The organism is Streptomyces sp. NPDC060049 (assembly GCF_042736715.1).
In the GTDB taxonomy this organism is placed as follows: domain Bacteria; phylum Actinomycetota; class Actinomycetes; order Streptomycetales; family Streptomycetaceae; genus Streptomyces.
In genome coordinates this window covers 1-26,473 of record NZ_JBHWVV010000027.1, presented here as the reverse complement: position 1 = coordinate 26,473, position 26,473 = coordinate 1, and the positions used below count along the sequence as shown (strand labels likewise).

Annotated in this window: 26 protein-coding genes; 5 read left to right on the top strand and 21 right to left on the bottom strand. The window is 71.1% G+C overall.

The annotated features are described in order from the left end of the window. Window positions 1–6 precede the first annotated feature (6 nt). The 3 genes from ACFWBY_RS34255 to ACFWBY_RS34245 all read right to left on the bottom strand — a co-directional run bounded on the left by ACFWBY_RS34255 (window position 7) and on the right by ACFWBY_RS34245 (window position 3,619). Window positions 7–690, bottom strand: a complete 684-nt coding sequence (locus ACFWBY_RS34255) for a response regulator (RefSeq protein ID WP_385341840.1) — start codon at window positions 688–690, stop codon at window positions 7–9. A 65-nt stretch (window positions 691–755) separates the two neighbouring features. Continuing rightward, window positions 756–2,522: a murein biosynthesis integral membrane protein MurJ gene (gene murJ, locus ACFWBY_RS34250; RefSeq protein WP_385341842.1), complete on the bottom strand. Its 1,767-nt coding sequence runs from the start codon at window positions 2,520–2,522 to the stop codon at window positions 756–758. Next, complete coding sequence (locus tag ACFWBY_RS34245; RefSeq protein WP_385409745.1) at window positions 2,519–3,619, bottom strand: lipid II:glycine glycyltransferase FemX; 1,101 nt, start codon at window positions 3,617–3,619, stop codon at window positions 2,519–2,521. The genes murJ and ACFWBY_RS34245 overlap by 4 nt, the downstream gene beginning before the upstream one ends. Window positions 3,620–3,929: 310 nt before the next feature. On the opposite strand from ACFWBY_RS34245, the gene ACFWBY_RS34240 reads away from it, so the two are divergent. Both ACFWBY_RS34240 and ACFWBY_RS34235 read left to right on the top strand, forming a co-directional pair. Then, on the top strand, window positions 3,930–5,141 hold the full coding sequence (locus tag ACFWBY_RS34240) for an Ig-like domain-containing protein (RefSeq protein WP_385341844.1): 1,212 nt from the start codon (window positions 3,930–3,932) through the stop codon (window positions 5,139–5,141). 178 nt (window positions 5,142–5,319) lie between these two features. Then, window positions 5,320–6,927 carry a CocE/NonD family hydrolase gene (locus ACFWBY_RS34235; RefSeq protein ID WP_385341845.1) on the top strand — a complete coding sequence of 536 codons (1,608 nt, stop codon included), beginning with the start codon at window positions 5,320–5,322 and terminating at the stop codon, window positions 6,925–6,927. A gap of 52 nt (window positions 6,928–6,979) precedes the next feature. On the opposite strand, the gene ACFWBY_RS34230 is transcribed toward ACFWBY_RS34235, so the two are convergent. The 12 genes from ACFWBY_RS34230 to ACFWBY_RS34175 all read right to left on the bottom strand — a co-directional run bounded on the left by ACFWBY_RS34230 (window position 6,980) and on the right by ACFWBY_RS34175 (window position 16,977). Beyond that, entirely contained in the window at window positions 6,980–7,861 is an 882-nt protein-coding gene (locus ACFWBY_RS34230; protein WP_385341847.1) for an amino acid ABC transporter permease, read from the bottom strand. Further along, the gene (locus tag ACFWBY_RS34225; protein WP_385341849.1) at window positions 7,858–8,502 is read right to left on the bottom strand and encodes an amino acid ABC transporter permease; all 645 of its coding nucleotides are present in this window, start codon (window positions 8,500–8,502) and stop codon (window positions 7,858–7,860) included. The genes ACFWBY_RS34230 and ACFWBY_RS34225 overlap by 4 nt, the downstream gene beginning before the upstream one ends. Before the next feature lie 17 nt (window positions 8,503–8,519). Beyond that, window positions 8,520–9,440 (bottom strand): glutamate ABC transporter substrate-binding protein, encoded by a 921-nt coding sequence (locus ACFWBY_RS34220; RefSeq protein ID WP_385341851.1) that lies wholly within the window; start codon window positions 9,438–9,440, stop codon window positions 8,520–8,522. 9 nt (window positions 9,441–9,449) lie between these two features. After that, the gene (locus ACFWBY_RS34215; protein ID WP_385341853.1) at window positions 9,450–10,193 is read right to left on the bottom strand and encodes an amino acid ABC transporter ATP-binding protein; all 744 of its coding nucleotides are present in this window, start codon (window positions 10,191–10,193) and stop codon (window positions 9,450–9,452) included. Between the two features lie 106 nt (window positions 10,194–10,299). Beyond that, entirely contained in the window at window positions 10,300–10,743 is a 444-nt protein-coding gene (locus ACFWBY_RS34210) for a DUF6278 family protein (RefSeq protein WP_385341855.1), read from the bottom strand. Between the two features lie 71 nt (window positions 10,744–10,814). Further along, window positions 10,815–11,594: an exodeoxyribonuclease III gene (locus tag ACFWBY_RS34205; RefSeq protein ID WP_385341857.1), complete on the bottom strand. Its 780-nt coding sequence runs from the start codon at window positions 11,592–11,594 to the stop codon at window positions 10,815–10,817. Between the two features lie 30 nt (window positions 11,595–11,624). Next, window positions 11,625–12,257 carry an MBL fold metallo-hydrolase gene (locus tag ACFWBY_RS34200; protein WP_385341858.1) on the bottom strand — a complete coding sequence of 211 codons (633 nt, stop codon included), beginning with the start codon at window positions 12,255–12,257 and terminating at the stop codon, window positions 11,625–11,627. A 24-nt stretch (window positions 12,258–12,281) separates the two neighbouring features. Beyond that, complete coding sequence (locus ACFWBY_RS34195; protein WP_385341859.1) at window positions 12,282–12,869, bottom strand: hypothetical protein; 588 nt, start codon at window positions 12,867–12,869, stop codon at window positions 12,282–12,284. After that, a complete protein-coding gene (locus ACFWBY_RS34190; protein WP_385341860.1) occupies window positions 12,866–14,026 on the bottom strand; it encodes an ROK family glucokinase in 1,161 nt (386 codons plus the stop codon). The genes ACFWBY_RS34195 and ACFWBY_RS34190 overlap by 4 nt, the downstream gene beginning before the upstream one ends. A 16-nt stretch (window positions 14,027–14,042) precedes the next feature. Next, window positions 14,043–14,909, bottom strand: coding sequence for an ATP-binding cassette domain-containing protein (locus ACFWBY_RS34185; protein WP_385341862.1), 867 nt, complete (start codon window positions 14,907–14,909; stop codon window positions 14,043–14,045). Next, window positions 14,909–15,970: an ABC transporter permease gene (locus tag ACFWBY_RS34180; RefSeq protein WP_385341864.1), complete on the bottom strand. Its 1,062-nt coding sequence runs from the start codon at window positions 15,968–15,970 to the stop codon at window positions 14,909–14,911. The genes ACFWBY_RS34185 and ACFWBY_RS34180 overlap by 1 nt, the downstream gene beginning before the upstream one ends. Further along, window positions 15,967–16,977, bottom strand: coding sequence for a sugar ABC transporter substrate-binding protein (locus ACFWBY_RS34175; RefSeq protein ID WP_385341865.1), 1,011 nt, complete (start codon window positions 16,975–16,977; stop codon window positions 15,967–15,969). The genes ACFWBY_RS34180 and ACFWBY_RS34175 overlap by 4 nt, the downstream gene beginning before the upstream one ends. A gap of 229 nt (window positions 16,978–17,206) precedes the next feature. Between ACFWBY_RS34175 and ACFWBY_RS34170 the strand changes: the two genes are divergently transcribed. Beyond that, window positions 17,207–18,211, top strand: coding sequence for a Gfo/Idh/MocA family oxidoreductase (locus tag ACFWBY_RS34170; RefSeq protein ID WP_385341867.1), 1,005 nt, complete (start codon window positions 17,207–17,209; stop codon window positions 18,209–18,211). 40 nt (window positions 18,212–18,251) lie between these two features. Here ACFWBY_RS34170 and ACFWBY_RS34165 read toward each other — a convergent pair whose 3' ends face one another. From ACFWBY_RS34165 to ACFWBY_RS34155, 3 genes are all read right to left on the bottom strand, one after another. Beyond that, complete coding sequence (locus ACFWBY_RS34165; RefSeq protein ID WP_385341869.1) at window positions 18,252–19,436, bottom strand: cytochrome P450; 1,185 nt, start codon at window positions 19,434–19,436, stop codon at window positions 18,252–18,254. 55 nt (window positions 19,437–19,491) lie between these two features. Beyond that, window positions 19,492–20,412, bottom strand: a complete 921-nt coding sequence (locus tag ACFWBY_RS34160; RefSeq protein WP_385341870.1) for a DMT family transporter — start codon at window positions 20,410–20,412, stop codon at window positions 19,492–19,494. A 191-nt stretch (window positions 20,413–20,603) separates the two neighbouring features. Beyond that, window positions 20,604–21,221: a dihydrofolate reductase family protein gene (locus ACFWBY_RS34155; RefSeq protein ID WP_385341872.1), complete on the bottom strand. Its 618-nt coding sequence runs from the start codon at window positions 21,219–21,221 to the stop codon at window positions 20,604–20,606. A gap of 164 nt (window positions 21,222–21,385) precedes the next feature. Here ACFWBY_RS34155 and ACFWBY_RS34150 point away from each other — a divergent pair, with 164 nt between their 5' ends. Then, on the top strand, window positions 21,386–22,120 hold the full coding sequence (locus tag ACFWBY_RS34150) for an SDR family oxidoreductase (RefSeq protein ID WP_385341874.1): 735 nt from the start codon (window positions 21,386–21,388) through the stop codon (window positions 22,118–22,120). Between the two features lie 45 nt (window positions 22,121–22,165). On the opposite strand, the gene ACFWBY_RS34145 is transcribed toward ACFWBY_RS34150, so the two are convergent. The 3 genes from ACFWBY_RS34145 to allB form a co-directional block, all read right to left on the bottom strand. Beyond that, window positions 22,166–22,621, bottom strand: a complete 456-nt coding sequence (locus ACFWBY_RS34145) for a pyridoxamine 5'-phosphate oxidase family protein (protein WP_385341876.1) — start codon at window positions 22,619–22,621, stop codon at window positions 22,166–22,168. A 194-nt stretch (window positions 22,622–22,815) separates the two neighbouring features. Beyond that, entirely contained in the window at window positions 22,816–23,934 is a 1,119-nt protein-coding gene (gene alc / locus ACFWBY_RS34140; RefSeq protein WP_385341878.1) for an allantoicase, read from the bottom strand. A 2-nt stretch (window positions 23,935–23,936) separates the two neighbouring features. Further along, window positions 23,937–25,271: an allantoinase AllB gene (allB, locus tag ACFWBY_RS34135; RefSeq protein ID WP_385341884.1), complete on the bottom strand. Its 1,335-nt coding sequence runs from the start codon at window positions 25,269–25,271 to the stop codon at window positions 23,937–23,939. 336 nt (window positions 25,272–25,607) lie between these two features. Between allB and ACFWBY_RS34130 the strand changes: the two genes are divergently transcribed. Further along, window positions 25,608–26,411 (top strand): IclR family transcriptional regulator, encoded by an 804-nt coding sequence (locus ACFWBY_RS34130; RefSeq protein ID WP_385341880.1) that lies wholly within the window; start codon window positions 25,608–25,610, stop codon window positions 26,409–26,411. Window positions 26,412–26,473: the final 62 nt, after the last annotated feature.

The following is a 26,473-nucleotide window of genomic DNA, read 5'->3' as shown; positions in this document are numbered from 1 at the left end:
GCGCGCCTAGAGCGGGCCGAAGCGGTAGCCGAAGCCGCGCACGGTCTGGATGTAGCGGGGGGCGGCGTCCGGGTCCTCGACCTTGGTGCGCAGGCGGCGTACGCAGGCGTCCACGAGCCGGGCGTCGGCGTGGTAGCTGTGGTCCCAGACGTATTCGAGGAGCTGCTGGCGGGAGAAGACCTGCTCGGGCGAGGCCGACAGGTGGAGCAGGAGCTTGAGCTCGCTGGGTGCCAGGGGGACGCGTTCGCCGTTCTTGGCGACGGTGAGGCCCGAGCGGTCGATGGCCAGCCCGCCGTGGAACTCCACGTCCAGGCGGCCGCCGGCGGGCTCGCTGAGGCGGCGCAGCACCGCCTTGATGCGGGCTTCGATGACCTCGGTGCGGGCGGGTTTGACGATGTAGTCGTCGGCTCCGGCTTCCAGGCCGACGACTATGTCGAAGTCGTCTCCGCGCGCGGTGAGCATGATGATCGGGACCTGGCTGGTCTCGCGTATCCGGCGGCAGACCTGGACGCCGTTCATACCGGGCAGCATGAGGTCGAGCAGGACGAGCTCGGGGTGGAAGCTCGCCATGAGGTCGAGTCCGGCCTCGCCGGTCTCGGCGGAACTCACCTCGTGGCCCCGGCGGCGCAGGCCGAGGCCCACTCCTTCCCTGATGGAAGGGTCGTCCTCGATCAGCAGTACGCGTGGCATCGGGTCAGTATCCCAGGGTCGTGGATCATCCTCTTCCTCCTCCCGCCTTCGACCGACGGGCGGTTCTAGGAGGTGGGGCGGCGGCCCGCCTTGCGGCGCGCGGAGTCGAGCAGGTCGGTGATCTCCGTCAGCCTCAGCGGTCCGGCGAGGACGACGACGACGAGAACGATCGCCGCGGTTCCCGCCACGACGCCGGCGAAGTTCCCGAACCGGTCGGCGGCGCGCGCGGCGGCGTACCCGGCGGCGGCCGCCGGAACGCAGGCGGCCACGAGCCGCAGGTGCGTGCGTACGGCGGTGGTCCTGCGCTGCTTACGGCTCCCCGTGCGCGGGCCGAGCCGCCGGGAGAGGACGTACGCGGTGGCGGCCGCGCCCGCTGCGAAGGCGACCGAGCAGGCCGCCGCCATGCCCGTGACCGCCCAGCGGGGCGGCAGCAGGAGGTACGCGGCGGCCGAGAGCCCGGCGTTCAGGGTGGCGATGACCAGGTTCAGGAAGAAGGGGGTCCGGGTGTCGGACAGGGCGTAGAAGCCGCGGGAGAGCACGTACTGCGCGGAGTAGGCGATCAGGCCGGGCGCGAAGGCCGCGAGCATGCCGGCCATGACCGCGACGTCGGCGGCGCCGGTGCGCCCGTACTCGAAGACGCTGCCGATCACCCAGGGCGCGAGGGCCGCGAAGAGCGCGGCGGCCGGGACGACGAGGGCGGCGCTGGAGCGCAGCGCGTAGGAGACGTCCGCGCGCACGCGGCCGAGGTCGCCGTCGGTGGCGGCGGCGCTCATCCGGGGCATGAGGGCGGTGACGAGGGAGACGGTGACGATGCCCTGCGGGACCATCCACAGCAGGTAGGCGTTGCTGTAGGCGGTGTAGCCGGCGCCGCCCGCGAGGCCCGCGTCGACGGCGCGCTGCCCGGTGGCGGTGGAGAGCCGGGTCACGACCCAGTAGGCGAGCTGGTTGGTCAGGACGAGCAGCACGAGCCAGCCCGCGTTGCGCAGCGGGCGGGCGAGGCCGCTGCCGCGCCAGTCGAAGCGGGGGCGCCAGCGGAAGCGGGCGGCGCGCAGCGAGGGGATCAGGCCGAGGGCCTGCACGACGATGCCGGCGGTGGTGCCGATGCCCAGCAGCCGGGTCTCGGAGGCCGTCAGGCCGTTCACGCCCCCTTGACTGACCTGGGAGACGTAGAGGAAGAGCCCGAAGACGGCGATGACGACGAGGTTGTTGAGGACGGGGGTCCACATCATCGCGCCGAACCGGCCGCGGGCGTTCAGCACCTGGCCGAGCAGGGTGAACAGCCCGTAGAAGAGGATCTGCGGGAGGCAGTACCGGGCCAGGGCAACGGTGGTGGACTCCTGGCCGCCGGTGTAGCCGGTGTACGCCGAGACGATCAGCGGGGCGGCCAGTACGGCGGCGGCGGTGATCACCAGCAGCGCGGCCGCGCAGACGGTGATCAGCCGGTCGGTGTACGCGGCGCCGCCGTCCTCGTGCTCCTTGGCGGCGCGGACCAGCTCGGGGACGAAGACCGCGTTGAGGGCGCCGCCGATCAGGAGGATGTACAGGATGTTCGGGACGGTGTTGGCGACGGCGTAGCCGTCGCCGAGCAGCTCGGTGCCGAGTGCGGCGACGATCACGGCGGAGCGGACGAAGCCGGTGGCGCGGGAGACGACCGAGCCGGCGGCCATGAGGGCGCCGCTGCGCAGCACCGAGGTCTTGGCGGGTGCCGTGCGGGCGGTGTCGGCGTGCGTCGCGGCGGCCGTCGCGGCTTCCGCGCCGGCTGCGGTGCCGGCTTGCGCGTCGGCTTCCGCGTCGGCTTGCGCGTCGGCCGCTCTGGCGTCTGCGACGGTCACCGGCGGGCCATGTACGCCTGGAAGGCCTTGTAGAGGGCCGTGTTGGCGCATCCGTCCATCGAGGTCTCCCACTCGCCGAGGGTTTCGACGACCTGCCCGCCGGTGCCGAGCTTCCAGCGCAGCAGCCCGAAGGAGCGTTCGTCGGGGTCGAGGGTGGAGGGTACCCCGCGCATGTCGTATTCGTCCGCCCCGAGGGCATGTGCGTCGCACATCATGCGCCACTGCAGGGCGTTGCTGGGGCGGACCTCACGGCGGTGGTCGGCGGAGGCACCGGTCTGGTACCAGACACGGCTGCCGGCCACGATCATGGTGTGCGCGGCGAGGATCTCTCCCTGGTGGACACCGAGGTAGAGCCGCATGCGGCCGGGTTCCTCGGCGTTGAGGACCTCGTACTGCCGCTGGTAGTACGCGAGGGAGCGGCCGAGCCTGAAACCGTCGCGCTCCTCGGTCGTCTTCAGCAGCCGGTAGAACTCGGGCAGGTCGCCGGCGGTGCCGATGACCGTCTCGACCCCGCACTTCGCGGCCTTGCGCACATTGCGCCGCCACTCCTGGTTCAGGCCCGCCCACAGGTCGTCGGTGGAGCGCCCGGCGAGCGGGACGCGGAAGACGTGGCGGGGCTGGGCGTCGCCGTCGTCCTCGCCGCCGCAGCGCTTCCAGCCGCGGGTGCGCAGCCGGTCGGCGAGCGCGGAGCCGACGGGGTCGACCTCGGTGGCGAGCACGTCGGATATCTGGCGGCCGGGGCCCGAGGCGGACTTGACGGCGGCCGCGTCCCAGCGGCGGTAGGCCGGTGTGGGTCCGATGCGGACGGCGAAGGCGCCGGAGGACCTCAGGTGGTTCGTGAAGGGGGTGAGCCAGCGGTCGATGTCCGGGTCGGTCCAGTCGGCGACGGGCCCCTCGGGGAGATAGGCGAAGTATTTGCGGGTCCCGGGGAATTGGCGGTAGAGAACCAGCGCCGCACCCTCGATCTCACCGCCGGGGTAGTGCCATCCGACCCTTTCCGAGCGCCAGAGGTCCTTTACCCGCGCCCAGGACGGGTACTGGAGAAACCCGGCCCGGCCGTGCCGGGAAAGGAATGCCCGGTATTCCGGTTCGGACAAGGAGCGCACCGTGAGCGCCTGGCCACCGTGCGGGTGCCGGCGCCGGGGCGGGAACTGGTGCTGCTGGGCGGGGGTCGCGAGCAGTGCGCACACGGCTGATCGGCCTTCCTGTACGTCCGAATCGGCGGATGCACAGAACTCTCACAGCTGTCCATGACCGCTGTGCGCGGCGATTGTGACCGGACGATGACCGTATCGCTGCGGTGCATGTCACAACCCGGAATCTGAACTTTTCCTCATCCGCCGCAACCTAGAGTCGGGTCGTTCGCATCTCATTTTTCGGACGATCATTACTTCAGAGGGGTTTTCGTTGAGCCGCACACGCCGGGTCTTTCGGATACGCAGCCGCCACGCCGTGGCGGCGGGCACCGCACTGCTGGCCGCCGCGCTGACCGCCTGCGGCGGTGGCGGTGGCGCGGACGGCGCGGCCACGTCGGAGATGAAGAAGAAGCCGGACATGGCGGTCTCTGTGAACCTCACCGGCGACCAGGTCAAGGCCGGTGAGCCGGTCGTCGTGACCATCGCGGAGGGCAAGCTCGCGCTGGTGAAGGTGACGGACGCCAAGGGCGGGGAGCTGGCCGGCCAGATATCCGCCGACGGCCTGACCTGGAAGTCGCAGCGCAACGCCTCGGCGGGCACCGAGTACAAGGTCGACGCGCAGAACACCGACAGCCAGAGCGCCACGACGGCCTTCAAGACCACGGCCGCCGACAAGGTGAACAAGGTCACGATCAACCCGGGCAAGGCCTCCACGGTGGGCGTGGCCCAGCCGATCTCGATCGTCTTCGACAATCCGGTGAAGAACAAGGCCGAGGTCGAGAAGCAGCTGAAGGTCACCTCCTCGAACAACACCGAGGGGTCCTGGGGCTGGTTCAAGGACTACTCCGGCAAGGACCGGGTGGACTGGCGTCCCAAGGAGTTCTGGAAGTCCGGCACGGACGTGAAGGTCCAGATGGATCTGAACGGCGTGGACTCGGGCCCCGGCGGCGGACTGTTCGCGCGGGACTACGACACCGCTTTCAAGATCGGCAAGGACCGCCGCATGAAGGTGGACCTGGACACGAAGAAGATGTCGGTCTCCGAGGACGGCCAGGTCGTCAAGACGATCCCGATCTCGGCCGGCACTCCGGGCGGCATGAAGGCCTCCTGGGACGGGATCATGGTGCTGATGGCGAAGGAGGGCACCATCCGGATGGACTCCCAGACGGTGGGCCTGGGCGACGCCTACGACAAGATGGTGGACTATTCGATGCGGCTGACCTGGTCGGGCATGTACGTGCACGCCGCGCCGTGGAACAACGCCAACTTCGGCAACGCCAACACCAGTTCCGGCTGCGTGGGCATGAGCGACGCCAATGCGAAGGCCTTCTACGCCGAGGTCCAGGCCGGCGACCCGTTCGAGGTCGTGGGAGACGGCTCCAAGGGCAACGCGGACCTCGGCAACGGCTACGGCGAGTGGAACCTGGCGTGGGACCAGTGGAAGGCCAAGAGCGCCCTGGCCGGAGCCCCGCAGAACGGCTGAGCAACCGGCAGGCACGGAGGCATCCGTCGAAGCGTCGCCGGAACCGCCGGCCGCGCGGCGCTGGACTGACCAAAGTTCAATCGTTACCGGCACGTAACTTACTCATGGGTTACCTCCGGTAAGCCCCTCCCGTTACCGTCGGGTCACTTTGACACCCGGCGCACGCGAGGAGTGATTGATGGCCCGCACCATCCACACCATCCGCACCACCAGCACCGCGACTGCCATGGCAGCCGTACTGGCAGCAGCCGCCCTGGGCCTGGCCCCCCATCAGGCCCAGGCGGCGCCCGCCACCACGAACACCGCCGTCTCGGACGCCTCCGCGGAACTGCGTTTCCACGACATCCCCGGCTCCGGCGGCATCACCCTCAAGGGCAACGTCTTCACCCCGGCCGGCTCCGCGCCCGGCGCGCAGTACCCCCTGATCGTGCTGCCCACCAGCTGGGCCATGCCGCAGATCGAATACATCGCGCAGGCCAAGAAGCTCGCCGACTCCGGCTACGTGGTGGTCAGTTACACCTCCCGCGGCTTCTGGCTCTCGGGCGGCGAGATCGAGACCGCCGGCCCCGCGGACACCGCCGACGTCTCCGCCGTCATCGACTGGGCCCTCGCCAACACCCAGGCCGACGCCCAGCACATCGGCCTGGGCGGGGTCTCCTACGGCGCCGGCATCAGCCTGCTCGCCTCCGCCCGCGACCCGCGGGTCAAGGCCGTGGTCGCGCTCAGCGGCTGGGCCGACCTCATCGAGTCGATCTACTCGGGCCGCACCCAGCACCTCCAGGCCGCCGCCCTGCTCGGCGGCGCCGGCTACCTCACGGGCCGCCCCGGTCCCGAACTCCAGCAGATCCTGAGCGACTTCATCGGCTCGAAGCTGGACAGAGAGCCGCAGATGATCGAGTGGGGCAAGAAGCGCTCCGCCGTCGAGCAAGTGGACCGCATCAACGCCAACGGCGCCGCGATCATGCTCGGCAACGCCTGGGGCGACACCATCTTCCCGCCCAACCAGTACGCCGCCTTCTTCGAGAAGCTCACCGGTCCCAAGCGCCTGGAGTTCCGGCCCGGCGACCACGCCACGGCCGAGGGCACCGGCCTCCTCGGCCTGCCCAACGACACCTGGACCAACGCCCACCGCTGGTTCGACCGCTATCTCAAGGGCGAGCGCAACGGCGTGGACACCGAGGCCCCGGTGCAGATCAAGTCGCGCAGCGACAGCGGGTACGAGGGCTACGCCGACTGGAAGTCGGTCGGGGACGGCGGCGCCGAGAAGCTGATGCTCACCGACAGCGAGCACGTCTTCGCCAATGTCGACTCCGGCGCCAACGGCGGGATCGTGCTCCTGTCCAGCGTCCTCGACCAGTTCTTCCAGGCTCCCCCGACCGCCTCGGTGCCGCTGCTCCCCCGCGCCTTCGCCGCCGTCTGGCAGTCGCCGCGCTACGACCGGGTCCGCCGCGTGCGCGGGACGGTCGAGCTGCACACCACCGTCACGCCCACCAAGTCCGACGGCACCTTCGTCGCGTACCTCTACGACGTCGGCCCCCTCGGCATCGGCAAGCTGATCAGCAACGCCCCGTACACGTTCCACGGCAAGCCCGCCGGGGAGGCGTTCGGTGTGGACCTGGAGCTCTTCTCCACGGCCTATGACGTCCCGGCCGGGCACCGCCTCGCCGTCGTCGTCGACACCGTCGACCCGCTGTACATCGAGCACAACCCGACCGGCGCGCAGCTGACCTTCTCCTCGCCGCGCACCGATCCCTCGTACGTCTCGGTACCCCTGCGCGAGCAGTGATCCGCGGCTGCGGCCGTGCCGGGTGTGGCTCTCGGGGCTCCCGCCCTGTGGGTCAGACCCGGCCCGGCAGCGCCGTGCCGGGCTCGGCCGGGTCGATGTCGACCGCCTTGGTCTTGGGACTGCGCCGCTCGCGCTTCGCCACCCAGGTGGCGAACCAGGACAGCAGCATGCACATGCCGATGTAGACCGTCGAGATGATCATCACGACGGGGATGAAGGGCAGGTCGTAGTCGAGGTTGGCGGCGATCAGCTTGCCCGCGTGCAGGAACTCCTCGTAGGTGATCAGGAAGCCGAGCGAGGTGTCCTTCAGGGCGACCACCAGCTGGCTGATGATCGTGGGCAGCATGGCCCGTACCGCCTGCGGGGCCAGTACGTACGTCATCACCTGCGTCTTGCGCATGCCCAGGGCGTACGCGGCCTCGCGCTGGCCCCGCTCCACCGCGTTGACGCCCGTACGGAAGACCTCGGCCAGCACCGAGCCGTTGTAGAGGGCCAGTCCGGCGACCAGCGCGGGCAGCGGCTGGACCTTCAGCGCGACGAAGATGAAGAAGATCATCACCAGCACCGGCATGGCCCGGAAGAACTCCACGCACAGGGTGGACAGCCAGCGCACCGGCCGGTGGACGGAGAGCCTGCCCGTGGCGAGCACCGCGCCGAGCACGAGCGAGAGCACCGAGGCGTAGGCGAAGGCCTTGAGCGTGTTCGACAGCCCCCTGAGCAGCAGCTCCTGGATGCCCTTGTACACGAAGGGGGACCACTTGGCGGAGGTGAACTGGTTGGTGGAGAAGAGCAGGTACAGCAGCCAGCCGAGCAGCCCGAGGATGACGACCGTCGAGGCGACCCCGTAGAGGAAGTGCCGGCGCCTTGCCTGGGGGCCCGGGATGTCGTAGAGCGCGGTGGACCCCGGGTCCCCTTGGAGCGCGTTCGCGGTCATCGGGCGACTCCGTAACGCTTTTCGAGCACGTTGAACAGCGCGCTGATGGACAGGGTGATGATCAGGTAGCCCACCGCGATCCAGACGAAGGTCCAGATGATGCTGTAGCCCAGCTCGTTGAGGGTCTTGTACGTGCCCAGCAGCTCGGTGACGCTGAAGGCCCCGGCGATCGCGGAGTTCTTGGCGAGCGCGATCAGCGTGGAGCCGATGGGCGGGATGACGGAGCGGAAGGCCTGCGGGAGCACGACGGTGCCCAGGGTCTGGGAAAAGGACATGCCGAGGCTGCGGGCCGCCTCCCCCTGCCCCTTGGGCACGGTGTTGATGCCGGAGCGCAGGACCTCGCAGATGAAGGCGGAGGTGTAGCAGCCCAGCGCGAGGACGGCGAAGAGCTGGAAGGGCAGGACGATGCCGAAGCGCGGCAGGCCGAGCAGGACGGCGAAGAAGAGCAGGGTGAGCGGCGTGTTGCGCAGGATGGTCACCCAGACGGTGCCGAAGACCCGGAAGGAGCCGACGGGGGCGACGCGGAAGGAGGCCATCAGGAACCCGAGGGCCAGGGCCACGAGCGAGGCGTAGACCGTGAGCTCGACGGTCCCGAAGAAGCCCTGCGCGTAGAGCGAGAAGTTGTCGGTGAGTACGTCCATGGCGGTGCGCTCTCCCCTCAGCTCGCCGGGTAGCGGTCGATGGCGGGCGGCTTCGGCGCCGGCTCGCCCGACAGCCCGAGCGTGGCCTCGTAGGCCTTCCTCCAGTTGCCGTTCTTCTCGTTCTCCTCCAGGGCGTCGTCGAGGGCGAAGCGCAGCGCGTTGTCGGAGCGCGGGACGCCGATGCCGTAGGGCTCCTCGGAGAAGGGCTTGCCGACGACCTTGAGCTCCTCGGGGACCTTGGCCGCGTAGCCGAGGAGGATCGAGTCGTCGGTGGAGACGGCGTCGACCTGGTAGGTCAGCAGGTTGTCGACGCAGGCGGAGTACGTGTCGTAGGCGACGAGGACGGCGCGGGGGAACTCCTTCTGGAGCCGCTGGTAAGGGGTGGAGCCGGCGGCCGAGCAGACCTTCTTCCCGGCGAGGTCCTCGGGTCCCTTGATCCGCGTCTCCCCCTTGCGGACGAGCAGCGACTGGCCGGCGAGGTAGTAGGGGCCGGCGAAACCGACCTGCTTCTTGCGGTTCTCGTTGATCGTGTACGTGCCGACGTAGTAGTCGATCTGGCCGTTCTGCAGGGCTGTCTCGCGGTTGGCCGAGGCGATCGTCTTGAACTCCGTCGTCTTGGGGTCGAAGCCGAGCGAGGCCGCCATCATCTTGGCGATCTCGATGTCGAAGCCGGTGTAGCGTCCGCTCGCGGGGTCCTTCTCCCCCATGTACGGCTGGTCCTCCTTGGCGCCGACGACGAGGTGGCCGCGCTTCTTGGCCTTCTCCCACGTGGGCGAGTCGGGCAGTTGGAAGTCCGTCGCGACCTGGTAGACGGGCAGGTCCTCGGGCTGGGGGCCCTTGACCGGGGGGCTGCCGGACTTGCCGCAACCGGTCGCGGCGGCCAGGAGCAGGAGGGCGAGGGCACAGGCGGGCAGGAACGGGGTGCGCACGTGTTTCACCGGGCCCCCTCAGTGCTTGAGGATCTTGGAGAGGAAGTCCTTGGCCCGGTCGCTCTCGGGGGCGGTGAAGAAGGCCTCCGGGGTCCGGTCCTCGACGATCCTCCCGTCGGCCATGAACACGACGCGGTTGGCCGCGGAACGGGCGAAGCCCATCTCGTGGGTGACCACGACCATCGTCATGCCCTCGGCGGCGAGCTGCTGCATGACCTCCAGCACCTCGTTGATCATCTCCGGGTCGAGCGCGGAGGTCGGCTCGTCGAACAGCAGGGCCTTGGGGCTCATGGCGAGTGCGCGGGCGATGGCCACGCGCTGCTGCTGGCCTCCGGAGAGCTGGGCGGGGAACTTGTCGGCCTGGTTCGCGAGGCCCACCCGGTCCAGCAGTTCCCGGGAGCGCTTGTCGGCCTCTTCCTTCTTGCGCTTGCGGACCTTGACCTGGGCGAGGGAGATGTTGGCCAGGACGGTCTTGTGCGCGAAGAGGTTGAAGGACTGGAAGACCATCCCCACGTCCGCGCGGAGCGCGGCGAGCTCCTTGCCCTCGGCCGGCAGAGGCTTCCCGTCGAGCGTGATCGTGCCCGACTCGACGCTCTCCAGACGGTTGATCGCCCGGCACAGGGTGGATTTGCCGGAGCCGGAGGGGCCGATGACCACCACCACCTCCCCGCGGCCGACGGTGAGGTTGATGTCTTGGAGGACGTGCAATTGTCCGAAGTGCTTGTTCACGCCACGCAGCTCGATCAACGGATCGACGGCCATACGCTGCCCTGCCCACTTGTCGGTGTGTCGAGGTCAGCGCAAACTATCCAGCTGTGGAGGGCACTTCACCGCGACACGCCTAAAAGCCACATAAAGGCCTGCGAGGTCAGCCTTCCGAGGCTTCCGCATGGGCTTGGCTGAGCTCGGGGGAACCGGTCATCGCCCAGGACACGCCCGACTCGACCACGTTCAGCTCACGGCCCGAGGCCAGCCGGATCATCGGCTGGCCGTTGGGCCACACCTGCCAGCCGGCGCCCTGGACCGACCGGATGATCACGGTCCCCAGGTAGAACCCCGCGTCGCTGCCGAGCCACGGGGTGATCTCCGGATCCCGGCGCCAGCGCGGCATCAGCTGGTCGAGCTCCTCCAACGAGCGCGGGCTCTCGTCGAGTTCCAGTCCCGCCGACCGGGCGTGGGCGCGCAGCATCTCGCACTCCGCGAACATCTCGTTGACGCCCTCGGGGTCGTCCGCGAGGGCGGCCGCGAGGCCTCCCTCACCCCGCTCCGTTTCGTGCCGATTGAGCCAGCTGGCCAGGAAAGGGATGTTCATAAGCCCAGACTGACACCCGGATCCCCGGCGGGCGACAGGACGCGCCTGGACCGTGACAGATCACGAACGCTCTAAAGATCCAGGTCGACGACGACCGGCGCGTGGTCCGAGGCGCCCTTGCCCTTGCGCTCCTCACGGTCGACGAAGGAGTCGGTGACCGCCTTGGCGAAGGCGCCGTTCCCGTAGACCAGGTCGATGCGCATGCCCCTGTTCTTCGGGAAGGCGAGCATCCGGTAGTCCCAGAAGGTGTAGGGCCGGTCGTACTTGAGCGCACGGGGCATGACGTCGGACAGGCCCGCGACCCGCAGCGCCTCCAGGGCCGCCCGCTCGGCGGGGGTGACGTGCGTGGCGCCCGCGAAGACCGCCGGGTCGTAGACGTCCTCGTCGGTCGGGGCCACATTGAAGTCGCCGAGCACCGCGAACGGCCGCTCCCCCGCCGCGTCTTCGCCGATCGCGGTGGCCAGGGCCCGGAACCAGTCCAGCTTGTAGCCGTAGTGGTCGTGCTCGACCTCGCGGCCGTTGGGCACGTACACCGACCAGACGCGCACCCCGCCGCAGGTGGCGGAGACGGCGCGGGGCTCCTGGGCACCCTCGTAGTCGGGGCCGCCGGGCAGGCCGACGACCACGTCCTCCAGACCCACCTTGGAGAGCAGGGCCACGCCGTTCCACCGGCCGGTGGCGTTGACGGCCGACTCGTAGCCCAGCTCGCGCAGCTCCTCGTAGGGGAACTGCTCCGCGGAGCACTTGGTCTCCTGGAGGCACAGGACGTCCGTGCCGGAGCTCTCCAGCCAGGCCAGCAGGCGCGGCAGCCGGGCGGTGATCGAGTTGACGTTGTACGTGGCGATACGCATGCCTTCCAACCTACCGCCCGGCACCGACAATCAGAGGTCGGCGCTGTCCCCGGGGGTGAGACGGCCGTACCCGGCCCCGCCGAGCTTCCCGATCTGTGTGGCGTAGATCGGCAGCACCACGTCGGTCAGACCCGCGTCGTGGATGGCCAGGGCCTGGCGCGGCTTGACCTCACGGACGTAGTCGATCACTTCGGCGATCTTGTTCCAGGGCGCGTGCACCGGCAGCATGAGGGTCTCGACGGGGGCCCCGGGCACGGTCAGCGCGTCCCCCGGGTGGAAGAGGGAAGCGTCCACCAAGTAGCCGACATTGGTGATCCGCGGGATGTCCGGGTGGATCACGGCGTGCAGTTCGCCGTGCACCTGGACCTCGAACCCCGCGGCGGTGAAGGTGTCGCCGTGGCCCACGGTGTGGACGCGCCCCGGATAGGCGGGGCCCAGCTTCTGCGCGACGCCGCGCAAGGTCCACAGCCGGGCCGCCGGATTCGCGTCGAGGGCGGCCCGCAGCCGCCCCTCGTCGAAGTGGTCGGCGTGTTCGTGGGTGACCAGCAGGGCGTCCGCCCCGAGGCCGGCGTCCGGTTCGCTGAAGGCGCCCGGGTCGATGACGAGCACGCGCCCGTCCTTCTCCAGCTGGACGCAGGAGTGGAGCCGCTTGGTGAGCTTCATGATCCGAGGCTAGCGGGCGGTGCCTCAGGGGGTGGCCGAGGAGACCACGTAGACCTTGAAGACCTCGGGGTCCGTGAGGTCGACGGTGATGTCCCGCGTGGGCCTCGGATCGTCCTCTTCGAGGGTGGTGCCGAGCCAGTCGGTCTGGGCCTTCCACTTCCATCCCGCGACCGAGGTGTCGTGCTCGGAGATCGACACCCCCGGAGTCAGCTCCTGCCGGCTGGTACCCACGGAGGCCAGGAAGGCGTCCAGCTCGGGCGGCGTGACCGCGAACTGGGTGTAGAGCCGGCTGGTGCGCCAGTTGTTGGTCTCCAGGAAGCCGACCCGCCAGGCCTTCGACGGGATCGGGACCTCGTAGATGCTGCGCTGCACCTTGGAGGGCCAGCCCGGGCGCACCTTGTGCGCGCCGACGCGCGCGGCCTTGTCGCGACCGCTCTCGCGGCTCTGCTGGGTGGAGATGCCCAGGTAGCCCGCGGGTACGCCGACCAGCAGCATGATGATGACCGCGGTGATCCAGCGGCGCCGGACCACGTGCTTGCGGTCCTCGGCCGGGGCCGGCGCGGGCCCCTCTTCGGGGGAGGCTGCCTGGCGGGGCAGGGAGGGCGGTGTCACTGTTTTTCCTGGTTCTCGGGGCCGGCGGCGTCACGCCGGCCGAACTGCGCGTAGCGCTCGTAGCGTTCGACGCGCCGGCGCGTGGCGCGGCGGAACCGCCGGGCGACGAGCCGGGCGAGGTCGGCGGCGCCGACCATGCCGGCATCGGGGCCGAGCTGGGCCTTGGCGATACGGGCCTCGGGGCGGTAGCCGCGGCCGGTGAGGTGGCGGCGGAAGGCGTCGCGGGCGGGGCCGATGAGCAGGTCGTCGGCCGCGCTGACGCCGCCGCCGATGACGAAGCAGGAGGGGTCCAGGGCGGCGGCGAGGTTGGCGATGCCGACGCCGAGCCACTGGCCGATGTCCTGGAGGAGCTCGACGCACATGGCGTCGCCCTCGCGGGCCAGCTCGGTGATGAGGGGCCCGGTGATCTCCTGGACGTTGCCGCCGACCCTGGCGATGAGGTTGTACGCGACCGGGGAGTCGGCGGCGGCCAGTTCGCGTGCCTCGCGGACCAGGGCGTTGCCGGAGCTGTACTGCTCCCAGCAGCCGCGGTTGCCGCAGGGGCAGCGGTGGCCGCCGGGGACGACCTGCATGTGGCCGAACTCGCCGGCGACCCCGTAGCGGCCCCGCTTGACCTGGCCGTCTTCGAGGATGGCGCCGCCGATGCCGGTCCCGAGCGTGATCATGACGAGGTGGTCCTCGCCGCGGCCGGCCCCGAAGCGCCATTCGGCCCAGGCGGCGGTGTTGGCGTCGTTGTCGACCATGACCGGGACCGCGAGCCGGGACTGGAGCGCGTCGCGCAGCGGTTCGTCACGCCAGGCCAGGTGCGGGGCGAACAGCACGCGGGAGCGGTCGGCGTCGACCCAGCCGGCGGCGCCGATGCCGACGGCGTGCACGTCGTGCCGGTCGGAGAGGTCCAGGACCAGTTCGACGATGGTGTCCTCGACGACCTTGGGACTCTTGGACTTGTCCGGGGTCTCGGTCCGGATCTTCTCCAGGATGATCCCGTCGGCGTCGACGACGCCGGCCATCACCTTGGTGCCGCCGATGTCGATGCCGACGGTCGGAACGCGCGGGGCGGTCAGGTGCGACCTGCGCTCACGGGTCCCGATGGTCCGCAGGACGGTGCCTCGCGCCGCCCCCCGGTGGGCGAGCGTGAAGTCCCGGTACGTGCTCATCGAGTCGTGTCGTCCCTCATGGTGCGGTGGTGCCGGATGTGGTGCCGGAGGCGCTGTCGGGTCCTGATTCTGCCACCCGCTCCAGTTCGTGGCTCAGCTCGTCGAGCTCGGAGCCGCCCGCCATCTGCCGGGTGAGCTCGTCGAGGGTGATCGAGTCGCGGGTGTGGCTGCCCGCCATGGTGCCGCGCTTGAGGAGGACGAACCGGTCCCCGACCAGGTGGGCGTGGTGCGGGTTGTGGGTGATCAGGACCACGCCGAGGCCCGCGTCGCGGGCCGCGGCGACGTATTTGAGGACCACGCCGGACTGCTTGACGCCGAGAGCGGCGGTGGGCTCGTCGAGTACGAGGACCTTCGCGCCGAAGTGGACGGCGCGGGCGATGGCCACGCACTGCCGTTCGCCGCCGGAGAGGGTGCCGATGGGCTGGTCCACGTCCCGCAGGTCGATGCCCATGCGCAGGAGCTCGGCCCGGGTGGTCGCGCGCATGAACTCCACGTCGAGGCGGCGGAGGGGGCCGCGGCCCTTGGTGGGCTCGGAGCCGAGGAAGAAGTTGCGCCAGACGGGCATGAGGGGGACCACGGCGAGGTCCTGGTAGACGGTGGCGATGCCGTGGTCGAGGGCGGCGCGCGGGTTGGCGAGCTCGGTCTCCACGCCCTCGATCTCGAAGGTGCCGGCGTCGTGCCGGTGCAGACCCGCGATGATCTTGATGAGGGTGGACTTGCCCGCGCCGTTGTCGCCGAGGACACAGGTGATCTCGCCGGCGGAGACCTCCAGGGAGACGCCCTGGAGGGCGCGGATGTTCCCGTAGTACTTGCTGACGTCCGTCAGCTTCACCAGGGCGGGCGCGGCGGCGCCCGCGGTGGTCCCGGTATCGGTCGCGGTCATCACTTCGCCTCCGCCCGCTTGCGGACCCATGCGTTGAGCAGCGTGGCCAGGAGCAGCATCGCGCCGAGGAAGAACTTGAACCAGTCCGGGTTCCACTGGGCGTACACGATGCCGTTGCTGGTCATGCCGAAGATGAAGGCGCCCACGGCCGCGCCGATCGCCGAGCCGTAGCCGCCGGTCATCAGACAGCCCCCGATGACGGCCGCGATGATGTACAGGAACTCGTTGCCGACTCCCTCGCCCGACTGGACGACGTCGTACGAGAACAGGATGTGCTGTCCGGAGATCCAGGCGCACAGGGCGACGCCCATGTACAGGCCGATACGGGTCTTCACGACCGGGACACCGGTCGCTCGGGCCGCGTCGGCCCCGCCTCCGACGGCGAAGATCCAGTTGCCGGCGCGCGTGCGCAGCAGGATCCAGGTGGCCGCGGCGACCAGGACCAGCCACCACAGGACGGTCACCTTCAGGGTGACCGAGCCGAAGGTCCACTGCGAGGCGAAGAGGGCGCGGGCGGAGCCGAAGCCCTCCATGTCGGCGATGGTCTTGGTGGAGACCGATCCGCTGATCAGCTTGGTGAAGCCGAGGTTCAGGCCGGTCAGCATCAGGAAGGTGCCGAGCGTGATGATGAAGCTCGGCAGTTTCGTGCGGGTCAGCATGAACCCGTTGAAGAAGCCGATGCCGAGGGTGACCAGCAGCGACACCATGACGCCGACCCAGACGTTGGCCGTCAGCTGGTAGCTGAGCATCGAGCTGATCAGCGCGGAGGTGGTGACCATGACACCGGCGGACAGGTCGAACTCGCCGCCGATCATAAGCAGGGCCACCGGGACGGCCATGATGCCGATGGTGGATGCCGAGTACAGGACCGTGCTCAGGCTGGAGGCCCGCAGGAAGCTGTCGGCGGCGAAGGAGAAGAAGACGAAGACGGCGGCCGCGCCGACGACCGCGCCCAGCTCGGGGCGGCCCAGCAGGCGGCGCAGCAGCGAGGTGTGGACGAGCCGCTCGTCGGCGGCGGGGGCCGGGGCCGGGCCGGCCGGGGCGGGTGCGGGGGCCTTCATCGGCTGCCCCTCTTGATGAACTCCTCCAGCTTGGAGGCCTGGTCCGCCGTGACGATCTGCGGCCCGGTGAGGACCGGCCGGCCGCCGCCGAGCACATTGGCGTTGTAGCGGTAGAGCCAGAGCAGGTCGACGGCCTCGTATCCCTGGAGGTAGGGCTGCTGGTCGACGGCGAAGCCGAGCGCGCCGGACTTCAGGTCGCGGGCCACTGAGGCGTTCAGGTCGAAGGTGTCGACCTCCGCCTTGCTGCCCGCCTCTTCCTTGGCCTTGACGGCGGTGGGGGCGAAGGGCGCGCCGAGGGTGACGATGGCGTCGACGGACGGGTCCGCTTGGAGCTTGGCCTGCAGGGCGGCCTGCACCGAGGGCATGTTGGTGCCCTCGACGTACAGGTTCTCCATGGTGCCGCCGAAGGTCTTCTTCGCCCCGGCGCAGCGCTGCTCGTGGCCGACGTTGCCCTGCTCGTGCAGGACGCAGACGGCCTTCTTCCTGCCGCGGGCGGTCAGCTCGGTGCCGACCGCCTCGCCCGCGATCTCCTCGTCCTGGCCGATGTGGGTGAGCGCCCCGTACTCGGCGGACTGAGCCGAGCCGGAATTGACCGTGATCACCGGGATGCCCGCCTTGGCGGCCTTGGCGAGGACGTCCTTGAGGGCCTCGGGCTTGGCGAGGGAGACGATCAGTCCGTCGACCTTCTGGTCGATGGCGTTCTGGACGAACTGCGCCTGCTGCTGCGCCTGGTCGTCGTGGGCGTAGACGAAGTTGATGTTGTCCTTCGCCGCGGCCTCCTTGGCACCCTTCTGCACGATGTCCCAGAAGGTGTCGCCGTCGCCCGCGTGGGTGACCATCGCGAAGGTCCAGCGCGGAGTGGATACCGCCGGCCGGCCCGCGGCCTCGGCCTTCGCCCGGTCCTCGGCGCGCTTGCCGCCCGTACTGCTGCAGCCCACGAGGGAGGCGCCCAGCACTGCCGCGAGCACCGCGCCCACGACGCGTACCCCTGTCCTGACCCTAGCCACGTCTGCCGTGCCTTTCACTCGTCCCACCACTGTCCCGGCGCCGTCCCGCGGCCGCGGCGGCGCGTCCGCGCCGCTCGCGTCGCGCCCGCCCGGGCTGTCGTGTGCCGGCGGCCGCAACCGCCCAGTATCCGTCACAGTGCACCATGCAAGGTCATCGGGGCCATCACGGACCCATCGGGACGCAGCCGGGCAGATTGACAGGTCCCCCGGACGGGGTCAGGTTGAGTGCATGCGCATCGGGCTCATCGGAACGGGCCGGATCGGGTCCTTCCACGCGGCGGCACTGGCCCGCCAGGCGGACGCGGGCTCGCTCCTGCTCGCCGACGCCGACCCCGCCCGGGCGGCGCGCCTCGCCGACCGGCTCGGCGCCACGGCCGCGCCCAGCGTCCAGCAGGTCTTCACCTGGGGGGTGGACGCGCTGGTGGTGTCCTGCGCCACCGAGGGCCACGCCGAGCTCGTCGTACGGGCGGTCCGCGGCGGCCTGCCGGTGTTCTGCGAGAAGCCGGTCGCCCCCGACCTGGACCGCACCCTGGCGGTGCTGCGCGAGGTGGCGGCGGCCCGCGGAGTGCTCCAGCTGGGGTTCATGCGCCGCTTCGACGCCGGCTACGGCACCGCGCGCGAGCTGGTCCGCTCGGGGGCGCTGGGCCGGCTGCACACCGTACGGACCACGACCGCCGATCAGGCGCCGCCGGCCGCCGCGTACCTGGCCACCTCGGGCGGTCTGTTCCGGGACTGCCTGGTGCACGATTTCGACATGGTGCGCTGGGTGACCGGGCACGAGGTGGCCGAGGTGTACGCGACCGGCTCGGACGCGGGACCGCCCCGGTTCCGGGAGACGCACGACGTCGACACCGGCGCGGCCGTCCTCACCCTGGACGACGGAACCCTGGTCTCCAGTACCGGTACGCGCTGCAACGGAGCCGGCTACGACGTGCGGATGGAGCTGGCCGGGGAGCTGGACCAGGTCTCCACCGGGCTGGACGACCGTACGCCGATCGCCTCGACGGAGCCGCACGGCCCGCCCCCCGCGAGCAAGCCGTGGTCCGGTTTCCTGGAGCGCTTCGGCCCGGCCTACGAGGCCGAGCTGCTGGCCTTCGTACGCCTGGTGCGCGGCGAGGGCGCCAACCCCTGCGACGGGGCCGAGGCGCTCGCGGCGCTGCGCGTGGCGGAGGCTTGCGAGCTCTCGCGGCGCGAGCGGCGCGTGGTCCGGCTGGAGGAGCTGCCCGACCTGTGAACCCGCCGGGTCTGCCGGCATCCCGTCCTCGCCCCGCCCGCTACCAGCGCACCGGGTGCCGGGTCGTCCCCCGGACCAGGGTCCCGGGCGCCCATGCGAGGACGGCCGGCTCGTCCGCGAGGTCCGGGAAGCGTTCCAGCAGGGAGCGGATCGCGATCCGGCCCTCCAGCCGGCCCAGCGGGGCGGCGATGCAGTGGTGGATGCCGTGCCCGAAGGCGATGTGTCCGCCGCGGCCGGGACGCCGGATGTCGAAGGCGTCGGGGTTCTCGAAGCGGGCGGGGTCCCGGTCCGCCGCGGCGAGGGAGACCAGTACGGGCGATCCCGCCTCGATGAAGGTGCCGCCGATCTCCAGGTCCGTGCTGGCGTAGCGGAACGTCGCCGTCTCCACGGGGCCGTCGTAGCGCAGGATCTCCTCCACCGCGCCGTCGATCAGTGCGTCCGGGTCGGCGCGCAAGGCGGCGAGCTGGTCGGGATGGGCCAGGAGGGCCCGTATGCCGTTGGAGATCAGGTGCACGGTGGTCTCGTGCCCGCCCACCATCAGCAGGAAGGCCATGGCGACCAGTTCCTGGCGGGAGAGCCGGTCCCCGCCCTCCCCCCGGCTCGTGACCCAGTCGCTGAGCAGGTCGTCACCCGGTTCGGCGGTCTTGGCGTCGACCAGCTCGGCCATGTAGGCGGTCATGGCGCGCTGGGCCGCGTTCTCGGACTCGACGCCGGTGGGTGAGACGACCCCGGTGATCCATGCGTGGAAGGCGTCGCGGTCGGCCGCGGGTACCCCGAGGAGGTCGCAGATCACGGTCATGGGCAGCGGCTGGGCGAAGGCTTCGATCAGGTCCGCGCGGCGCTCGGGGAGGGCCCGCATGGCGTCGAGCAGGCCGTCGACGATCTCCTGGACGCGCGGGCGCAGGCTCTCGATCCGGCCGGGGGCGAAGGAGCGGGAGACCAGTCGGCGCAGCCGGGTGTGGTGGGGCGGGTCGGCGCGCAGCATGTTGGCGCTGGCCTCGGTCTGCTCGCGGTCCGTGTAGAGACCCGACGTGAGCCAGTTCTTGGACACCCCGGGGTGGGTGAGCGCCTGGCGGGCCTCCTGGTGGCCGACGATGAGCCAGACTTCCTGGCCGTCCGCCGCCTTCACGCGGTGGACGGGCCCGTCCTCGCGCAGGCGCGCGTAGTGGGGGTACGGGTTCTCGTTGAAGTCTTCGGCGATCGTACTGAGGTCCAGGACTGGCATGCGGTCACCCTAGACCGGGAGTTGACCCGGAACTGACCCGGTTTCGGCCAATCGCTCAGCCAGCCGCGCGCCGCCCCCAAGCGGTGCCCGCGAGGACCAGGGCGGCTCCCGCGAAGCCCGCAGCGCCGAGGTGCTCGCCGCCGATGGCGATGCCCGCGGCGGCCGCCCACAGGGGTTCGGTGCCGAGCAGCAGGCTGACGCGGGAGGGCGAGGTGCGGCGCACGGCCCACATCTGTACGAAGAAGGCGAAGAGGGTGCACAAGACGGACAGGAAGGCGAGCCCGGCCCACTCGGCGGGCCCGAAGTCCGCCGCGGCCGCCCAGGGACTCGCGCCCGTTGCGGGCAGCGCGGCCAGGACGGCGAAGACGGCGACCGCGCCGCCGAGCTGGACGGTGGTCAGCGAGAGCGAGTCGGCGTCCTGGACGGCCTTGATGCGGGCCATCAGCAGGACGTGCAGGGTGCGGGCCAGGGCCGCGCCGAGGATGAGCAGGTCGCCGGTACTGGGGGCGGTGAAGCCGGCGCCCTGGGTGAGGAGCACGACCCCGGCGACGGAGACGGCGGCGGCGCCGAGGAAGGCGGCAGAGGGGGCCGTCCGGCGGACGGCGGACTCCGCCAGCGGGGTGAAGATCATGGTCAGGCTGATGATCAGCCCGGCGTTGGTGGCCGAGGTGTGGACGACCCCGTAAGTCTCCAGCAGGAAGATCCCGCCGAGTACGAGTCCCAGCACGCCGGCGCCGCGCAGCTGGGCGGCGCCGAGCGCGCGCAGCCGCGACCAGCCGGTGACGACGAGCACGGGCAGGACCAGGGCGAAGCGCAGGACGAGCACGGCGATCACCGTGTGCGTGGTGGTGATGCCCTTGGCTGCGAGGTAGCTGCCGCCCCAGACGACGGCGACGAGCAGGACCGGCAGGTCGGCGAGCCAGGCGCGGCGGGGCGCGGGGGCCGTGACGGATGCGGGGGCGGCGAGCGTGGACACCGGGTCTCCAGCGGCAGGAGGAGGTGGAGGCTTCACTGGCTCGCACGGGGGCCGCTCACGCTACCGGAGCATGATCGGCCCGGTCGAGGGGTTATCCACCTCTCGCACGGGCCGGGGCCGGCCGTCGTCCGTCCGCCGCCACCCGCCACCCGCGACGGCCACCCGCGCACCGCCCGGCCGGGCAGGCGACCTCAGAAGGTGCCGAAGGCGGCGCGGCCCGTCGGCCGGTAGGTGTGGACGGCGGTGCCGCTCCCGGTGGTGCGGGAGCCGAGCAGCTCGTACGCCGTGGGCAGCGCACCGGTCGGGAACAGCCGGCGGCCCGCGCCCAGGAACACGGGGAAGACCAGCAGGTTCAGCTCGTCCACCAGGTCCCTGGCCAGTAGCCACTGCGCGAGCTGCCCGCTGCCGTGCACCTGTAGCTCGCTGTCCCCCTCCAGCGCGTCCTTGACCCGGACGACCTCGGCTTGGAGGTGTTCCCCGTCGAGCACGGTGACCGGACCCCAGGCCGGCTCTTTGAGGGTGGTCGAGGCGACGTACTTCGGCAGCCGGTTCAGCCTGCCCGCGATCGGGTCGGCGGCGTCGTCGTGGTGCGGCCAGTACGAGGCAAAGATCTCGTAGGTCCGCCGCCCGAGCAGGAACGCGCCGGTCCGGTCGAAGACCTCGGCCATGAACTCCCCCATCCCCTCGTCGGCGAAGGGCACGAGCCACCCGCCGTAGGCGAACCCGCCGCTGGGGTCCTCGTCCGGCCCGCCGGGGGCCTGCATCACGCCGTCGAGGGTGAGGAAGGTGGTGAGGGTCAGCTTGCCCATGGCTCCGCGCTCCTTGTTCGGTCGTCCGTACTCCGGTTCAGCCTTCCCGGCCGCCCGGAACTCATCGGTGCGGCGCGCGCGAAACGCCACGTCCGATTCCTGCCAGCGGCATCGGCCTCCCGGCGATTTCATTGAACTCGCAACCAACAACGGGAGGCACGACCGTGGACAGCAACACAGTGGCACTGGTGACCGGGGGCAGCCGGGGGATCGGCGCGGCCACCGCCCTGCGTCTGGCGCAGGACGGCGCCGACGTCGCCCTCACCTACGTCGACGACGCGGAGGCGGCGGCCGTCGTCGTCGGCAAGATCGAGGCGCTCGGGCGGCGCGGCCTGGCGCTGCGGGCCGACTCGGGCGACGCGGAGCGGGCCGCCGGCGCGGTTCAGGAGTGCGTACGGGCACTGGGGCGGCTCGACGTCCTGGTCAACAACGCCGGCATCGGCGTGCTCGGCCCGCTCGACGGGCTCGCCCTCGCGGACGTGGACCGGGTCCTCGCGGTCAACGTCCGCGGAGCCTTCCTGGCCTCCCAGGCGGCGGCCGGCCTGATGGGCCCGGGCGGCCGCATCATCACCATCGGCACCTGCATGACCCAGCGGGTCCCGGGTCCGGGCGGCACGCTCTACGCGATGAGCAAGACGGCTCTGATCGGCCTGACCAAGGCCCTGGCCCGGGAGTTGGGCGACCGCGGGATCACCGCGAACCTCGTCCACCCGGGGCCGGTGGACACCGACATGAATCCGGCGGACGGCCCGTACGCGCCGCCGCAGGCCGCCATGACGGCCCTGGGCCGCTTCGCCGCCCCGACGGAGGTGGCCGCCATGGTGTCCTTCCTCGCGGGCCCGGACGCCGCCTACGTCACGGGCGCCGAGTTCTCGGTGGACGGCGGACACGCCGCGTAGGCCTCAGGACCGAGAGCCGCCGGGGGCGGCCGCGCCCGACGGGCGTCAGACGAGCCAGCGGCCGGCCTTCATCAGATCGCGTCCCGCGATCTCGTCGGCCTCGCGCCAGGCCTGGATCCACACCGGAACGACCCGGAAGTAGGGGTAGGGCGTCTTGAGGGCGCTCGGGTCGAAGCCGGAGTGGGCGGCGAAGGCCTCGACCTCGCCGGGCGCCAGCTCCGCGGCCTCCAGCCGGGTCGCGGCGCCCTCCACGAGGACCACGTCGCGGGTCAGGCCGAAGGCCAGGCGCACCCGGCCGCCGGCGGCGAGGTTGCGGCCGGTGGGCAGCGTGCGCCCGGTCGACAGCAGGAACGTCTCGCCGTCCCAGCGGAACGACAGGGGCACGAGGCACGGGACGCCCTCGGCGTCCGCCGTCGCCACCCAGACGTCGACGTCCTTCTCGAACCGGGCCAGCGCGTCCTCGCGGCGCTGTTCCCTCGTGCGCGGTGCTTCGGTGGTCATCGTCCGCCTCCCCTGCCGTATGCCGTTGCCCGAAGGCTAACCGGATCCGCCGGGCAGACGGGCGGGTCGGCGGACAGGAAAACGGGCGGGAACGCCGCAGGGGCGCACCGGCAATCGGTGCGCCCCTGCGGGCTGTTGAACGCGCCCGGGGGTGTCGGCCCCCGGGGCGGTCGCTGCGGCGGGAGGCGGGTGGCTCAGCCGCCCAGCTCCTGGTGACGGGCGGCGTGCGCGGCGGCGCCGGCCTCCGTCAGGGCGCCGTACAGGCGCAGGCGCGAGAAGCCGCCGTCCGGGAAGATGTCGATGCGGACGTGCGTGCCGACCGCCGGGGCGTCGAGCACGAAGCGGTGGTTGGTGTCGGGCTGCAGGCGGGTGCGCGGCAGGAACTCCGTCCACTCGCCCTCCTCGCCCGTTTTGACGGACAGCGAGGCCCAGCCGGCCGAGTTGCCCTTGAGGTACGCGGTGTCGATCTCGACGGCGCGGATCTCGGACTCGGCGACGAGCTGGTAGCGGATCCAGTCGTTGCCGTTGTCACGGCGGCGGGCGGTCTCCCAGCCGTCGTCCATCTTGCGTGAGCGGCCCGGGTTGATGGTGTTGGTCGGCGGGGAGTAGAAGCGGTTGGACGCGTCCTGGACCGAACCGCCGTTCTCCAGCGCGACGACGTCGAAGGTGCCGAGCGTGGCGAGCCACTTCGGGTCCGGGACGACCTCGCCGTAGACGCGCAGGCGGGCGATGCCGCCGTCGGGGTGCTGGTTGACGCGCAGGTGCGTGAAGCGCTGTTCGGCGTTCACCTCGAAGCCGTTGGCAGCGTGGCCGCCGACCGCGGTGCGCGGGACGAGCACGGTCCACTTCACGTCGTCGCCGAGGAGTTCCTGCGGGGTCGGCGCGAGGGCGCCTTCCCAGTTGGTGCCCTCGACGGAGACGGCCTGCGGCATGTTGCCGCGGAAGTGCGCGGTGTCGACGACGATGCCGCGGATGACGCCGGGGGCGCCGAGGCGCACCAGGGCGTAGTCGTGGTCCTCGGGCGTCGGCCAGGGCTGGGTGGCGCTGACGCCACGGCGGCGGCGGGTTTCCCAGCCGTCCATGATCTTGCCCTTGTGGCCGAAGTGCTCGGGGTCGAAGTGCGCGGCCTCGGCGATGAGCAGGTTCTCGCGCTGGGCGAAGAACTCGTCGTTGGCGAAGGTGACACCGGCGCCCAGCTCACGGGCGGCGAGGTTCGCGTACTGGGTGAAGGGGAAGTCCGCGGTGCGGTAGTCCGCGTACGGGTCGCCGCCTCCGTACGGGTTCGCGTTACCGGTGAATGCGGGGATCGCCACTGTCAGTTCTGCCTTTCGAGGAGGAGGCCCGTGGGCTCGGTCGGGGTGCCGTGGTCGGCGATCCGCGTACCGCGCAGCCAGGTTGACTTCACGACGCCGTGCAGGGTCTTGCCCGCGTACGCCGTGACCTGGTTGCGGTGGTGGAGTTCGGCCGGGTCCACGGTGAAGGTCTCTTCGGGGGCCAGGACGGCGAAGTCGGCGTCGCGACCGACCTCGATCGCGCCCTTCTGCGCCAGGCCGGCGAGGGCGGCCGGGGCGGCCGACATCCAGCGGACGACGTCCTCGAGGGTGCGGCCGCGCTTCTTCGCCTCGGTCCAGATCGCCGGGAGGCCCAGCTGGAGGGAGGAGATGCCGCCCCACGCGGTGGCGAAGTCGCCGGTCTTGAGGTCCGCGGTGGAGGGCGAGTGGTCGGAGACGACGCAGTCGATGGTGCCGTCGGCGAGCGCGTCCCACAGCAGGTCCTGGTTGGCGGACTCGCGGATGGGCGGGCAGCACTTGAACTCGGTCGCGCCGTCGGGGACTTCCTCGGCCGTGAGGGTGAGGAAGTGCGGGCAGGACTCGACGGTGATCCGGACGCCCTCGGCCTTGGCCGCGGCGATCAGCGGCAGCGCGTCGCTGGACGACAGGTGCAGGACGTGCACGCGGGCGCCGAGGCGCTTCGCCTGGTCGATCAGGTTCCGGATCGCGGCGTTCTCGGCGTCCTTGGGGCGGGAGGCCAGGAAGTCGGCGTACTTGGGGCCGGGGTTCTGCGGGGCCGACTCCAGGTGGTGCGGGTCCTCGGCGTGCACGATCATCAGGCCGCCGAAGCCGGTGATCTCGGCGAGCGAGGCGGCCAGCCGTTCCTGGTCGAGCTCCGGGAACTCCTCGACGCCGGAGGGCGACAGGAAGCACTTGAAGCCGAAGACACCGGCGTCGTGCAGCGGACGCAGGTCCTTGACGTTGTCGGGCAGCGCGCCGCCCCAGAAGCCGACGTCGACGTGCGCCTTGGTCCGGGCGACCTCCTGCTTGACCGCCAGGTTGGCGGTCGTGGTGGTCGGCGGCAGCGAGTTCAGCGGCATGTCGAGGAGGGTGGTGATGCCCCCGGCGGCGGCGGCACGGGTGGCCGTCCAGAAGCCTTCCCACTCCGTGCGCCCGGGGTCGTTCACGTGGACGTGGGTGTCGACGAGTCCGGGGAGGAGCACGTCGTCGCCGAAGTCCTCCAGCCGGGCTCCGGCCGGTACGCCGGCCCCGTACGGCAGCACGGCCGCGATCTTCCCGCCGGCGACGGCCACCGAGGCGGCACGCGTCCCTTCGGGGGTGACGACGCGCGTCGAGCGCAGTACCAGTTCCACAGCCAGGTCGGACACCGGAACCTCCCCATCTACTTCCACAGAGCGAAATTCAACGTTCTGTTGACGGAGTCTTCACCTCGATCCGGGGCCAGTCAAGAGCCCCCGGACGGACCACCGACGCTTCCACGCCGCGATTGGATGTTTCCACAGAATGGAATTAAGATTTCACTATGCAGAATGTAGCTATCGCCGCCCGGTTCTGCGCGGGTAACTTCCCGAGCACGTCCGCCACCCGGACAAACCGCCTCTGACCGGCGGGGACGGCATTGCCCCGGCTCTAGGGCCGACGCCGACCGACCGGTAGGCTGCTTGCTTGCCTGCCAGCACCGAAAGGACCGCGCCGTGCCGACGTCCAGCGCCAGCACCACCGACGCCTCCAACAAGCCCACCGCCGCCAGCGGTGGCGTCCAGTCCCTTGAGCGCGCCTTCGATCTGCTCGAACGTATGGCCGACGCAGGGGGCGAAGTCGGCCTCAGCGAGCTCTCCGCCGCCAGCGGTCTGCCGCTGCCCACCATCCACCGCCTCATGCGCACCCTCGTGGCGTGCGGCTACGTCCGGCAGCAGCCCAACCGACGGTACTCCCTCGGCCCCCGGCTGATCCGCCTCGGCGAGTCCGCCTCGAGGCTGCTGGGCACCTGGGCCCGCCCCTACCTCGCCCGCCTCGTCGAGGAGACCGGCGAGACCGCGAACATGGCCCTGCTCGACGGCGACGAGATCGTCTACGTCGCCCAGGTTCCGTCGAAGCACTCCATGCGCATGTTCACCGAGGTCGGCCGCCGCGTGCTGCCGCACTCCACCGGCGTGGGCAAGGCCCTCCTGGCCTACACGCCCGCGGACGAGGTACGGGCCCTGCTCGCGCGCACCGGAATGCCGGCCGCGACCGAGAAGACCATCACCACGCCCGAGGGCTTCCTGGACGCCCTGGAGCAGGTCCGCAAGGCGGGCTACGCCGTCGACGACAACGAGCAGGAGATAGGAGTCCGCTGCCTCGCGGTCTCCGTCCCGAACTCGCCGACCGCCGCCGCGATCTCCATCTCGGGACCGGCCGGCCGGGTGACCGAAGCGGTGGCCGAGTCCTTCGTGCCGATCCTGCAGGGCGTCGCGGCCGAGCTCTCGGTGGCCCTGCAGAGTCAGACCCCGGCCTGAGTCCGGCCGCACGACGGCAGGGCAATGAGCCCGGCACCCCTCCCGCGGGTGGGGTGCCGGGC

Coding starts and splice junctions, on each gene's coding strand:
- ACFWBY_RS34255 (WP_385341840.1), bottom strand. CDS start 690: ATGCCACGCGTACTGCTGATCGAGGACGACCCTTCCATCAGGGAAGGA.
- ACFWBY_RS34235 (WP_385341845.1), top strand. CDS start 5,320: ATGGCCCGCACCATCCACACCATCCGCACCACCAGCACCGCGACTGCC.
- ACFWBY_RS34230 (WP_385341847.1), bottom strand. CDS start 7,861: ATGACCGCGAACGCGCTCCAAGGGGACCCGGGGTCCACCGCGCTCTAC.
- ACFWBY_RS34225 (WP_385341849.1), bottom strand. CDS start 8,502: ATGGACGTACTCACCGACAACTTCTCGCTCTACGCGCAGGGCTTCTTC.
- ACFWBY_RS34215 (WP_385341853.1), bottom strand. CDS start 10,193: ATGGCCGTCGATCCGTTGATCGAGCTGCGTGGCGTGAACAAGCACTTC.
- ACFWBY_RS34210 (WP_385341855.1), bottom strand. CDS start 10,743: ATGAACATCCCTTTCCTGGCCAGCTGGCTCAATCGGCACGAAACGGAG.
- ACFWBY_RS34205 (WP_385341857.1), bottom strand. CDS start 11,594: ATGCGTATCGCCACGTACAACGTCAACTCGATCACCGCCCGGCTGCCG.
- ACFWBY_RS34200 (WP_385341858.1), bottom strand. CDS start 12,257: ATGAAGCTCACCAAGCGGCTCCACTCCTGCGTCCAGCTGGAGAAGGAC.
- ACFWBY_RS34190 (WP_385341860.1), bottom strand. CDS start 14,026: ATGAGCACGTACCGGGACTTCACGCTCGCCCACCGGGGGGCGGCGCGA.
- ACFWBY_RS34185 (WP_385341862.1), bottom strand. CDS start 14,909: ATGACCGCGACCGATACCGGGACCACCGCGGGCGCCGCCGCGCCCGCC.
- ACFWBY_RS34180 (WP_385341864.1), bottom strand. CDS start 15,970: ATGAAGGCCCCCGCACCCGCCCCGGCCGGCCCGGCCCCGGCCCCCGCC.
- ACFWBY_RS34170 (WP_385341867.1), top strand. CDS start 17,207: ATGCGCATCGGGCTCATCGGAACGGGCCGGATCGGGTCCTTCCACGCG.
- ACFWBY_RS34165 (WP_385341869.1), bottom strand. CDS start 19,436: ATGCCAGTCCTGGACCTCAGTACGATCGCCGAAGACTTCAACGAGAAC.
- ACFWBY_RS34155 (WP_385341872.1), bottom strand. CDS start 21,221: ATGGGCAAGCTGACCCTCACCACCTTCCTCACCCTCGACGGCGTGATG.
- ACFWBY_RS34145 (WP_385341876.1), bottom strand. CDS start 22,621: ATGACCACCGAAGCACCGCGCACGAGGGAACAGCGCCGCGAGGACGCG.